Genomic DNA, 11,802 nt, shown 5'->3' with positions numbered 1-11,802 from the left:
GCCGGCGGCGAGACGGCGCGCCGCCGCCTTGCGCGCGGCGCGCGAACGGGAAAGGCGCGGGGTGGGGCGGCTGGCGCCGGTGCGACGGGTCAAATCAGTTCCGTATGGGCATGGGTGCGGACGCGCATGGTCCGGGATCCGGGGCGTTGGTTCGGGCGGGCGGCTGCGTCCGCCGCAGGTTGCGCTGCGTGATGTCAGGGACCAGGGGTTTATCACAGTTCGCCGGCTGACGCCCATATGGGGACGGCGCGACGGAAATTCCATAACGTCGCCGCGGCGCCATTCCCGCCGGCCGGCGCGCCTGTTCCCCGCCGCCTGTTCCCCCGGCCGGGCCCGCGCTCCGCCTCCCCGCCGTCATGTCCGGGCCTGAGCCGGGCGTCCCTCTTGCGGAGCCTGGCCCGGGCCGTCACGGCGGCGCGTTGCTCCCCGGGGCCGGGCATGAGCAGGGCCGGGCATGAAGCAGGGAGGGGAGGAGAAAGACGGGCGGGAAGGGAACGGGCGTCGCCCGCGGGCCGGCGGCCAGACCCGCCGGCCGCCGCCGCGTCGCATGAGCCCCGCGCGGCGCGGGGCGGGGCTCACTCGTCCCACGGAACGCCGTCGTCGTCGCCGGCGGCCTTTTTCGCCGTCCGGCGGGCGGGTCTGGCGGGGGCGTCGCCGTCGCCGTCGGTATTCGCTGCGGTCTTTCTGGCGGCGGTCTTTCTGGTGGCGGTCTTGCCGCCAGCCGCCTTTTTCGTCGCGGTTTTGGCGCCAGCCGCGCCGTCGCCGGCCTTTTTCGCCGTCTTGCGCGCCGTCTTCGCGCCGCCGCCGGCCTCGCGCTTTTTCTGCAGCAGCGCCGCCGCCTCCTCCAGGGTCACCGCGTCCGGGCTCACCCCCCTGGGCAGGGTGGCGTTGGTGTCGCCGTCCGTGACATAGGGCCCGTAGCGGCCGCTCTTCACCAGCACCGTCCTGCCGCTCTCCGGGTCCGCGCCCAGCTCCCGGCCGGGATCGGCCGCGGCGCCGCGCCGGCCGCCGCCCTGCTCTTTGGCGATGATCAGGTCAATGGCGCGGTTGGGGCCGATCTCCAGCACGTCGTCGTCGCGGCCGAGATTGGCGTACACCTTGCCGTGCTGCACATAAGGCCCGAAGCGGCCGACGCCGGCCAGGATCGGCTCGCCCGTCTCCGGATGGCGCGCCACCTCGCGCGGCAGCGACAGCAGCGCCAGCGCCTTCTCCAGGTCGATCGCGGCCGGATCCATGCCCTTGGGCAGGCTCTGGCGCTTCGGCTTGACGCCGCCGCTCTCCGCCTCGCCCAGCTGCACATAGGCGCCGAAACGGCCGTCGCGCACCGTCACCTCAAGGCCGGAGGCCGGGTCGGTTCCGAGGGTGCGCACGCCGGGGCGTCCCTCGTCGCCGCCGTTTTCCTGCTCGTTCGCCGCCGCCAGCTGGCGGGTGTAGCGGCACTCCGGATAGTTGGAGCAGCCAATGAACGAGCCGAACCGGCCAAGCTTCAGCGACAGCTGGCCGGAGCCGCAGGCCGGGCAGGCGCGCGGATCGGCGCCGTCCGCCCGTTTCGGGAAGATGTACGGGCCGAGATATTCGTTCAGCGCGTCGATGACTTCGGTGGTGCGCAGCCCCCTGGCCCCGTCCACGGCGACGATGAAGTCGCGCCAGAAGTCGGCCAGCACCGCCTTCCAGTCGATCTCATGGTTGGAGATGCGGTCGAGCTGCTCCTCCATGTCCGCGGTGAAGTCATACTCCACGTAGCGGCGGAAGAAATTTTCCAGAAACGCCGTGACGATGCGGCCGCGGTCGTCGGGCACCAGGCGCTTTTTCTCCAGATGCACGTAATTGCGGTCGCGCAGCACCTGGAGCACCGCCGCGTAGGTGGAGGGGCGGCCGATGCCCAGCTCCTCCATGCGCTTCACCAGCGAGGCCTCGGTGTAGCGCGGCGGCGGCTCGGTGAAGTGCTGTTCGGCGGCGATGGCGCGCTTCTGCAGCGCGTCGCCGGCGGCCATGGGCGGCAGGCGGCGGTTGTCCTCGTCCCCGTCGTCGTCGTCGCGGCCCTCCTGGTAGAGCTTCAGGAAGCCGTCGAACTTCACCACCTGGCCGGTGGCGCGCAGCTCCAGCGTCCGTCCGTCCGCCTGCGCGACGATGTCCGCCGTGGTGCGCTCCAGCACCGCCGACTCCATCTGGCTGGCCACGGTGCGCATCCAGATGAGCTCGTAGAGCTTCGCCTGTTCGGCGTCGAGGTAGCGCGCCACGTCCGCCGGCCTTCGGGTGAGGTCGGTGGGGCGGATGGCCTCGTGCGCCTCCTGGGCGTTGCGGGCCCTGGCCGTGTAGCGGCGCGGCGCGGCCGGAACGTAGGAGTCGCCGTACATCTGGCCGATCATCCGGCGGGTCTGGGCGATGGCCTCCGGGGCCATGTCGACGCCGTCGGTTCGCATGTAGGTGATGAGGCCGACGGTCTCGCCGCCGATCTCCACGCCCTCATACAGCTTCTGGGCCACGCGCATGGTGACGGCCGGGGCCATGCCCAGCTTGCGCGAGGCCTCCTGCTGCAGGGTGGAGGTGGTGAAGGGCGGCCAGGGGTGGCGCCTCGCCGGCTTCGCCTCCACGGCGGCGACGGAGAAGCTGGCCTTCTCCAGCGCCGCCTTCAGCGCCTCCGCCTCATCGCGCGAGCCGATGTCGAGGCGGCCGATCTTCCGGCCGTCGGCCCCGGTGAGGCGCGCCTCGAACGGGGCGTCCAGCCGCGTAGCCAGGTGGGCGGTGATCGACCAGTACTCGCGGCTGACGAAGGTCTCGATCTCGCGCTCGCGGTCGCACACCAGCCGCAGCGCCACCGACTGCACGCGGCCGGCCGAACGGGCCCCCGGCAGCTTGCGCCACAGCACCGGCGAGAGGTTGAAGCCCACCAGATAGTCCAGCGCCCGGCGGGCGAGATAGGCGTCCACCAGCGCCTGGTCGATGCCGCGCGGCGCGGCCATGGCCGCCTGCACCGCGTCGCGGGTGATGGCGTTGAAGGTGACGCGCTCCACCGGCACGCCCCTGAGCGCCTTTTTCTGGTTGAGCGCCTCCAGCACGTGCCAGGAGATGGCCTCGCCTTCGCGGTCCGGGTCGGTGGCGAGAATGAGCTTGTCCGCGCCTTTCACCGCCCTGGCGATCTCCGCGAGCCGTTTCGCGCCGCGCTCCTCCAGCTCCCAGACCATGGCGAAGTCGTGATCCGGATCGACGGAGCCGTCCTTCGCCGGCAAGTCGCGGATATGACCGAAGGACGCCAGGACTTCATAATCCTTGCCCAGGTACTTGTTGATTGTCTTCGCTTTCGCCGGTGACTCGACGACGACGACTTTCATGGGCTGCCACTGGGTTCGGGTGAAAAATCTGGCCGCAGCCGCCACAGGCGGTCCGGCCGGCTCGCGTTCGGTCCCCTGGAGCCCAGCCGGCGCCTGCGCCCGATGGCCTCCAACATTCTGCAACGTCGCATCTTCCCGGCGGACGGCGCTTCGCGCCCGCCCGGACATGCCACGGCCCCCCGCCGGCGCGTCCCTGTCAGGACAGGTCCCCGGACCGCAGGCGCTGGAGCCGGCCCGCGCCGGCTCCAAGGCGGGATGAATGGGTCAAAGGCGGCGGCCTGTCAAATCCATGGAGGGGACGGACGGGGGCGGCGGGTCCGCTCAGATCAGCGGCAGCGCCCGCTGCAGCAGCAGCGGCGCCAGCGCCTTCACGTCATTGGCCCCCCACATGCGGCGCGGCTGCGCCAGGCGCGTGCGCGCCCACGCCTCCGCCACCTGCGGCGGGGCGGAGGCGGCCAGCGCCGCCGCCGCGGCGATTCCGGCGAGGCGCCCGGCGGCGAAACGGGCGCTCCATTCGGGGCTGTCCGCCGCCAGCGCCTGATCCAGCTCCTGCGCCGCCCCGGCCACGCCGGGCAGGGCGGCGGCTTCGGTCGCCAGCCGGTCCAGCAGGGCGCGGACCGCTTCCGTCGGGCGGCCGGCTGCGCGCAGCACGTCCAGCGCCATGACGTTGCCCGCGCCCTGCCAGATGGCGTTGACCGGGGCGTCGCGATAGAGGCGCGCCATCATGCCCTCCTCGACATAGCCATTGCCGCCGAGGCACTCCAGCGCCTCATGAATGAAGCCGGGGGCGGTCTTGCAGACCAGCAGCATGGCGGCGGGCGTGACGACGCGGGCGCAGGCGGCCGCCAGCGGATCGCCGGCGGCGCGGTCGAAGCTGGCGGCCAGGCGCAGGGTGAGGGCGGTCACCGCCTCCATCTCCAGCGCGAGATCGGCCAGCGTCATGGCCATGGCCGGCTGCTCCACCAGCTTCCGGCCGAACGCCGCCCGGTGGCGTGCGTGATGGATGGCCTGGGCGAGGGCCATGCGCATGAGCCCCATCGAGCCGGCCACGCAGTCAAGCCGCGTGAGCTGCGCCATCTCCATGATGGCGCGCACGCCCCGGCCTTCCTCGCCGATCCGCCAGGCGAAGGCGGCCACGAACTCCACCTCGGACGAGGCGTTGGAGCGGTTGCCCAGCTTGTCCTTCAGCCGCTGGAAGCGCAGGCCGTTCACCGTGCCGTCGGGCCGGAAACGCGGGACCAGGAAACAGGTGAGCCCGCCCGGCGCCTGGGCCAGCGTCAGGAAGGCGTCGCACATGGGCGCGGACAGGAACCACTTGTGCCCGGTGAGCTCATATTCGTCGTCATGCACCGGCGCGGCGGCGGTGGCGTTGGCGCGCACGTCCGAGCCGCCCTGCTTCTCCGTCATGCCCATGCCGAGGGTGACGCCGCGCTTCTCCCAGAACGGCAGGAAACGCGGGTCATACTGGCGCGAGCGCACGAACGGCGACCACTGGGCGAAGCGCTCCGGCGCCGCCGCCAGGGTGGCCAGCGAGGCGTGGGTCATCGTCAGCGGGCACACGTGCCCGGCCTCCACCCCCGATATGACGGCGAGCCGCGCGGCGCGGGCCACATGGCCGCGCGCCGCCGCTTCCGGCGGCGCCTCCCAGGTGGAGCAGTGCAGGCCGGCCTCCATGCTGGCGGCCATCAGCGCGTGGTAGGCCGGGTGATGCTCCACCTGGTCGCTGCGGTGACCGCGGGCGTCGTGGGTGCGCAGCCGCGGCGGATACTCATTGGCCAGCCGGCCGAGCTCGAACCGTTCGGCCGCGCCCCACGCCTCGCCGAAGGACAGCAGCCCCTCCTGCACCGGATCGGCGCCATTGGCGACCAGCGCGTCCAGCAGCGGCTGGTCCAGCGTCACCAGATTCACGTCAACGAAGGGTGGAGACTGGTTGAAGACCTGGTGGGTATCGTAAGGCGACATCACGCAAAGTCCCTGAACGCCCGGCGTGCGCCGGTTTTTCCCTGCGGAGCCGCAGAGCCCGCCGCGGACGGAGGGCGCGGGCCCGTCGTTCCGCCCGGGCGGCGAAATTTTTTTGAATGGAATCCCGTGGTGAGGCGAGGATAGACTGTCGCCGCGACCGTGCAAGCCGCGCGCCCGGGCGCTCCCTTCTTCCACGCCGCCGCGCCTGCGGCCGCGAACACTTCGCGTTCACAGTACTTCGCCGCCGCGGCCGCAGGGGCGGGCGCGGGCGGAGCGCCGCCCGCGGCGCGCTCCGGGCGGGGGCTGCGGGCGCGGGGCATGATCGCGGAAGGGCATGAACGCGGACGGGCGTGGTCGCGGGGCGGCGCGGAAGCGGCGCGCATGGCGCCGGGCGCCGCGGCGGCTGGAGGCCGGGGGGCGGCGGAGCTGGCGACGCATGGCCGGGTGGGCGCCGCCAACCGGTCCGGCCCTGTGGCCGGGCGGTCGCGCGCGGCCGCTCCGCCGGGGGAGGGCGCGCCGCCCGCGGCGCGCTCCGGGCTTTCTTGCGGCGACAACCGATTCCTCCTATAGGCGTGGCCCCAGTATGAGCGCGTCCCAGACTTCCCTGACTTTCCAGCACCGCCATCTCCTCGGCATCGAGGGGCTGACCGCCGCCGAACTCACCATGCTTCTCGACATGGCGGAGGACGCCGTCGCCGTCAGCCGCCAGGTGGAGAAAAAACGCGCGACCCTGCGGGGCCGCACGCAGATCAACCTGTTTTTCGAGCCCTCGACCCGGACCCAGTCCTCGTTCGAGATAGCCGGGAAGCGCCTCGGCGCCGACGTCATGAACATGTCGGTGGCCTCGTCCTCGGTGAAGAAGGGCGAGACGCTGATCGACACCGCCATGACCCTCAACGCCATGCGGCCGGACATCATCGTGGTGCGCCATTCCCAGGCAGGCGCGGTGCAGCTGCTGTCGGAGAAGGTGGCCTGCTCGGTGGTCAACGCCGGCGACGGCGCCCACGAGCACCCCACCCAGGCGCTGCTCGACGCGCTCACCATCCGCCGCAACAAGGGCCGCATCGAGGGGCTCACCGTCGCCATCTGCGGCGACATCCTGCATTCGCGCGTCGCCCGATCCAACATTCTCGCCCTGCAGACGCTCGGGGCGCGGGTGCGCTGCGTGGCCCCCACCACGCTGCTGCCGGCGCAGATCGGGCGCTTCGGGGTCGAGGTGCATCACGACATGCGCGCCGGGCTGAAGGAGGCCGACGTGGTGATGATGCTGCGCCTGCAGCGCGAGCGCATGACCGCCTCCTTCATCCCCTCCACCAAGGAATATTTCCGCTACTGGGGGCTGGACCGGGAGAAGCTGGCCTGCGCGAAGCCCGACGCGCTGGTGATGCATCCGGGGCCGATGAACCGCGGCGTCGAGATCTCCAGCGAGGTGGCCGACGGGCCGCAGTCGCGGATCCGCGAGCAGGTGGAGATGGGCGTGGCGGTGCGCATGGCGGTGCTCGAGGCCGTGGCCCGGCGCCTGCCCGAATGCTGACCGGCGAACGAGGGCCAGAGCCATGACCGAACAGGCGCACACCCGCGCGCTCATCAACGCCGGCCTGATTGATCCGGCCACCGGCCGCCGCAGCCGCGGCGCGGTGCTCATCCGCGGCGGCAGGATCGCCGGCGTGCTCGACGAAGCCCGGCCGGCGACGCCGGAGGGGGCGGAGGTCGTCGACTGCGGCGGCGCGCTGGTGGCGCCGGGGGTGATCGACATGCGCGCCTTCCTCGGCGAGCCTGGGGCGGAGTATCGCGAGACCCTGAAAACCGCGAGCCGCGCCGCCGCCGCCGGCGGCGTCACCACCCTGGTGAGCGCGCCCGAGACCAGCCCGCCGGTGGACAGCCCGGCCACCGTCGACTTCATCCGCCGCCGCGCCCGCGACAACGCCGTGGTGCGCGTGGCCCCGGCCGCGGCCCTGACCCGCGGCCTCGAAGGCCGCGAGCTGGCCGAATACGGCCTGCTGCTGGAGGCCGGCGCCGTGGCCTTCACCGACGGCGCCCGCTCGGTGGCCAGCCCGCGCGTGATGCGCATGGCCCTGGCCTACGCCCGCAATTTCGACGCCCTGGTGATGCACCACACCGAAGACGCCGACCTCACCGGCGACGGCGTCGCCACGGAGGGCGAACTGGCCAGCCGCATGGGCCTGCCCTCCGCCCCGCGCGAGGCCGAGACCATCATGCTCGAGCGCGACCTGCGCCTCGTGCGCATGACCGGCGGACGCTACCACGCGGCCATGATCACCCACGCCCAGTCGGTGGAGCTCATCCGCCAGGCCAAGGACGAAGGCCTGCCGGTGACCTGCGGCGTCTCCATCAACCATCTGGCGCTGAACGAGAACGACATCGCCGGCTACCGCACCTTCTTCAAGCTGCGGCCGCCGCTGCGCGCCGAGGAGGACCGCCTCGCCCTGCTGGAGGCGCTGGAGGAGGGGGTGATCGACGTCATCGTCTCCGACCACAACCCGCAGGACGTGGAGGCCAAGCGCCTGCCGTTCCCGGAGGCGGCGCCGGGCGCCATCGGCCTCGAGACCCTGCTGCCGGTGGCGGTGCGTCTGGCCAGTTCCGGCGCGGCGTCGCTGCAGCGGATTCTCGACGCGCTCACCGCCCGTCCGGCGGGTCTGCTCGGGTTCGACCGCGGCCGGCTGGTCCCGGGGCTTGCCGCCGACCTTGTGGTGATCGACACTGAGGCGGCGTGGATCTACCGGCGCGACGCCATCCGCTCGCGCTGCAAGAACACCCCCTTCGACGGCGGCCGCATGGAAGGGATGGTGCTGCGCACCATCGTCAACGGCCAGGACGTGTTCGTCGCGGCGGGCGAAACGGCCGCCTGACGCCGGCGTGACGGGAGCACTGCATGAACGCGTGGCTTGATGGCGCGCCCCTCAGCGCGGCGGACTGGCGGCTGGCGGCGCTCGCCCTCGCCGTGGGCTATCTGTTCGGCTCGGTTCCGTTCGGCGTGCTGCTGACGCGCCTCACCGGCGCCGGAGACCTGCGCCGCATCGGCTCCGGCAACATCGGCGCCACCAACGTGCTGCGCACCGGCCGCAAGGGGCTGGCCGCCGCGACGCTGCTGGGCGACGCCCTCAAGGGCACGGCCGCCGTGCTGGCGGCGGCGCCCTTCGGCCTGCTGCCGGCGCTGGCGGCGGCGGCCGGCGCCTTTCTGGGCCATCTCTATCCGGTGTGGCTGAAGGGCCGCGGCGGCAAGGGCGTGGCGACCTTCCTGGGCTGTCTGCTCGGCCTCGAGCCGCTGGCGGCGCTTGTCTTCGCCCTGGTCTGGCTCGGGGTGGCCTTCGCCAGCCGCTACTCCTCGCTCGCCGCGCTGGTCGCCTCGGTGGCGTCGCCGGCAGCCCTGTTCCTGCTCGGCGCGCCGGCCACGGCGTGGCTGTTCCTGCTGCTCGCGCTATTGTTGTGGTGGCGACATCGTGACAATATCAGGAGACTTGCGGCCGGAACGGAGAACAGGATTGGCGAAAAACGACGCCATGGCGGAAAATGACGCAGTAATGCTGCGTCATGACTTGTGGCGGCGCCCATGACGACGTCGCCGGCGCGCCTTCTCGACGACAGGGTCAGGGCTGACTGGCTCAGGTTGCTGAGAACGCAGGGCGTCGGTCCGCGCAGTTTCTTCCGCCTGCTGGACCGTTACGGCGGCGCCGCCCAGGCGCTTGAGGCGCTGCCGGAGCTCGCCGCGCGCGCCGGACGGACCGTCCTCATCCCCTCCCGCGACGCCATTGACCGCGAGCTCGACGCCGCGCGGCGGCTTGGCGTGCGCTTCGTCGCCCGCGGCGAGGCGGACTATCCGCCGGCGCTGCGCTTCATCGACAGCCCGCCGCCGCTGCTGGCGGTGCGCGGCCAGGGGCAGGCCCTGGCCATGCCGGCGGTGGCCATCGTCGGCTCGCGCAACGCCTCCGCCGCCGGCCAGCGCATCGCCGCCCTGCTCGCCGGCCGGCTGGGGGAAGAGGGCTATGCGGTGATCTCCGGCCTTGCCCGGGGCGTCGACGCCGCCGCCCATGAGGCCAGCCTCCGCGCCGGCACGGTGGCGGTGCTGGCGGGCGGCCACGACCGCGTCTATCCGCGCGAGCACGCGCGGCTGCTGGAGGCCATTCTCGAGCGCGGCGCGGCGGTGAGCGAGATGCCCATGGGCTGGACGCCGCGCGGCCAGGACTTTCCCCGCCGCAACCGCATCATTTCCGGCATGTCTCTCGGCGTGGTGGTGGTGGAGGCGACGCTGCGCTCCGGCTCGCTGATCACCGCGCGTTTCGCCGCCGAACAGGGGCGGGAGGTGTTCGCCGTTCCCGGCTCGCCGCTGGATCCGCGCGCCGGCGGGACCAACCGGCTGCTGCGCGACGGCGCCACGCTCTGCTGTGGCCCGGAGGACGTTCTGGCGGCGCTGGCGCCGCTGGCCGGCCGGCCGCCTCCGGCAGGGGCGATGCGCGAGGAACGCGCTTCCGCCGGAGACCCGCCGCTGTGGGAGGAGCTGGACGTGGAGCTGCTCGGCCTTGCGGAGCCAGGGGGCGCCGGCCCGCCCGCGGATGACGACACGCCGCCGCCCGCGCCGCCGGAGGAGCCGGAAGGCGCAGGCGCGCCGGCCGCCGCCCCCGGCGGCGGGCCGGGCGCGGCGCTGGCCCGCGTCGAGCGTCTGCTCGGTCCGGCTCCGGTGGCGGTGGATGATCTGGTGGCGCTGTCCGGTCTCAGCGTTCATGAGGTGAGCGCGGCCCTTTGCGAGCTCGCCCTTCAGGGCCGGCTGGAGCATCACGGCGCCCAGGCGGTCTCCCTGGCCCCGCGCGCGTGAACGCCTGCCGGTGGCGGCTGCAGGGCGCCGCACGCGGGCGGGATCGATCGCAGCGGCCTGCCGGGATCTGCAGGCGCCGCCTCCTTGCTGCCGCCGTGGGCTGGCGAAGGCGGCCTCCGGCGGCGGCCCGCGGCGGAATATGGCGGCCGGCCGGTTCCGGCCGCGCGGCGGCTGCGGCGCCTTTCCCGGCGCCGCAGTCATGCCCGGGCCTGACCCGGGCGTTCACGCCCGTCCGCGGCGGCGATGACGGCCGGGAGCAGCCGCGGGTGGCCGCGCCGCCCCCGACCGGCCGGGCGGAGCGGCGTCCGCCTTGTGGCCCCCGGCGGATCCGCGCATGACCGGAATGAGGCGGCGCCGCAGGGCGGCTGCGACCGCCGCGCCAGCTCCATGCCCTCCGCCACGCCGCGCGCCGCAGGCGCGGACGCCGCATTCATCCCCGCCATCCCTGCCCGTGACGGCCTTCGTCCCCGCGCATGACGGAAAGGGCGGCCGCGGCCGTATTGCCGTTCCGGCCGGGCCGCGTCCGCCCCCGGGGCGTGAAGGGCCGTCCCGCGGCTGCGGCCACGGCTGCGCCTGCGCCCGCGTCCGGGCGTCTCCAGACGTCTCCAGGCCTCTCCGGGCCGCGCGGCCGCGACCGCTCCCGGGAAAGGGGGCTCCCGGCGATCCGCGCCCGGCGTTCCACGCGCCATCCGTCCGCCCACGCCGTCGCCGCCTGGCCGCCGGCGACCCGCCCGCCTTCTCCGCCGCCGGGGGGGGCGGCGGGGGCGTCGCGGCCGCGGGGCAGGGGGCGGATCAGTGGTCGTCGCCGCTGCGCGCCTGTTCCTGGGCCTCCATGTTGGCCATCGTCAGGAAATAGGCGAGCAGGTCGAGGTTTTTCCGGCGGGCCAGGGCGTACAGCTCCTGGGTGATCTGCTCGATGTACTGCGCCACCTCCGAGCGGCCTGGCTCGGACACAGGCAGGAGACTGGCGACGCGTTTGCCGGGCGGCGTGAATGTCATGATTCGTCCTTTATATTTTCAGAACGACATGCAGGTTAAATGGACCGTCCGGAAAATTATCGCAATTAGGCGTGACGTCGAAAAGGGTCAAAAGAACGATTGCATTACTTTTGCCGCCCGGATGAATGCCTGGCGGAAGCGATCCGGTCCAGCGCGCCCTGCAGGATATACGAGGCGGCCAGCTTGTCGACGATCTGGCCGCGGCGCGCGCGGCTGGCGTCGGCGTCAATGAGCATGCGCGTGACCGCGGCCGTGCTCAGCCGCTCGTCCCACGTCGCCATCGGCAGGTCGGTCAGCTTCGCCAGGTTGCGCATGAACGCCGCCGTGGACTGGGTGCGCGGGCCCTCGCTGCCGTCCATGTTGAGCGGCCAGCCGAACACCAGCCCGCCCACGTCGTGCCGCGCGCAGATGGCCAGAAGCCGCTCCGCGTCCAGCGTGAATTTCTTGCGGGCGATGGTCTCCAGCGAGGTGGCGACCGTCCAGCTCACGTCAGACAGGGCGAGGCCGATGGTCTTCGAGCCCAGGTCCAGCCCGAGCAGACGCCGGCCGGGGGGAACGTCGAGAAGGGGGGCGAGGCTGTCGATGCCGGACATGGAGCTCCTCATGCATGCGGTCTGGCCGGGCCGGCTGGCGGCCCCGGGGCGCTTGTGCGGTCCGCCGGCGCGCCTGTCCAGCCCC

General features: G+C 73.0%; 8 protein-coding genes. 4 read left to right on the top strand and 4 right to left on the bottom strand.

Annotation, left to right across the window (positions count from 1 at the left end; all coding sequences use genetic code 11):
• Positions 1-575 precede the first annotated feature (575 nt).
• Both topA and ACFFJB_RS08045 read right to left on the bottom strand, forming a co-directional pair.
• Positions 576-3,332 carry a type I DNA topoisomerase gene (topA, locus tag ACFFJB_RS08050; RefSeq protein WP_376830724.1) on the bottom strand — a complete coding sequence of 919 codons (2,757 nt, stop codon included), beginning with the start codon at positions 3,330-3,332 and terminating at the stop codon, positions 576-578.
• Between the two features lie 321 nt (positions 3,333-3,653).
• Positions 3,654-5,294: an acyl-CoA dehydrogenase family protein gene (locus tag ACFFJB_RS08045; protein ID WP_376830723.1), complete on the bottom strand. Its 1,641-nt coding sequence runs from the start codon at positions 5,292-5,294 to the stop codon at positions 3,654-3,656.
• A gap of 583 nt (positions 5,295-5,877) precedes the next feature.
• Here ACFFJB_RS08045 and ACFFJB_RS08040 point away from each other — a divergent pair.
• From ACFFJB_RS08040 to dprA, 4 genes are read left to right on the top strand one after another with little or no spacing between them, the layout of a single operon-like run.
• The gene (locus ACFFJB_RS08040) at positions 5,878-6,828 is read left to right on the top strand and encodes an aspartate carbamoyltransferase catalytic subunit (RefSeq protein WP_376830722.1); all 951 of its coding nucleotides are present in this window, start codon (positions 5,878-5,880) and stop codon (positions 6,826-6,828) included.
• Positions 6,829-6,850: 22 nt separating this feature from the next.
• Positions 6,851-8,164, top strand: a complete 1,314-nt coding sequence (pyrC, locus tag ACFFJB_RS08035) for a dihydroorotase (RefSeq protein WP_376830721.1) — start codon at positions 6,851-6,853, stop codon at positions 8,162-8,164.
• Between the two features lie 23 nt (positions 8,165-8,187).
• Positions 8,188-8,829, top strand: coding sequence for a glycerol-3-phosphate 1-O-acyltransferase PlsY (gene plsY / locus ACFFJB_RS08030; protein ID WP_376830720.1), 642 nt, complete (start codon positions 8,188-8,190; stop codon positions 8,827-8,829).
• Positions 8,830-8,865: 36 nt separating this feature from the next.
• Positions 8,866-10,125, top strand: coding sequence for a DNA-processing protein DprA (gene dprA / locus ACFFJB_RS08025; RefSeq protein WP_376830719.1), 1,260 nt, complete (start codon positions 8,866-8,868; stop codon positions 10,123-10,125).
• 792 nt (positions 10,126-10,917) lie between these two features.
• On the opposite strand, the gene ACFFJB_RS08020 is transcribed toward dprA, so the two are convergent.
• Both ACFFJB_RS08020 and ruvX read right to left on the bottom strand, forming a co-directional pair.
• A complete protein-coding gene (locus ACFFJB_RS08020; protein ID WP_376830718.1) occupies positions 10,918-11,124 on the bottom strand; it encodes a hypothetical protein in 207 nt (68 codons plus the stop codon).
• 104 nt (positions 11,125-11,228) lie between these two features.
• Positions 11,229-11,717 (bottom strand): Holliday junction resolvase RuvX, encoded by a 489-nt coding sequence (gene ruvX / locus ACFFJB_RS08015; RefSeq protein WP_376830717.1) that lies wholly within the window; start codon positions 11,715-11,717, stop codon positions 11,229-11,231.
• Positions 11,718-11,802 lie beyond the last annotated feature (85 nt).

It is taken from the genome of Camelimonas abortus (assembly GCF_042432745.1).
Taxonomy (GTDB): domain Bacteria; phylum Pseudomonadota; class Alphaproteobacteria; order Rhizobiales; family Beijerinckiaceae; genus Camelimonas; species Camelimonas abortus.
This window is presented reverse-complemented; position numbering and strand designations above follow the sequence as displayed.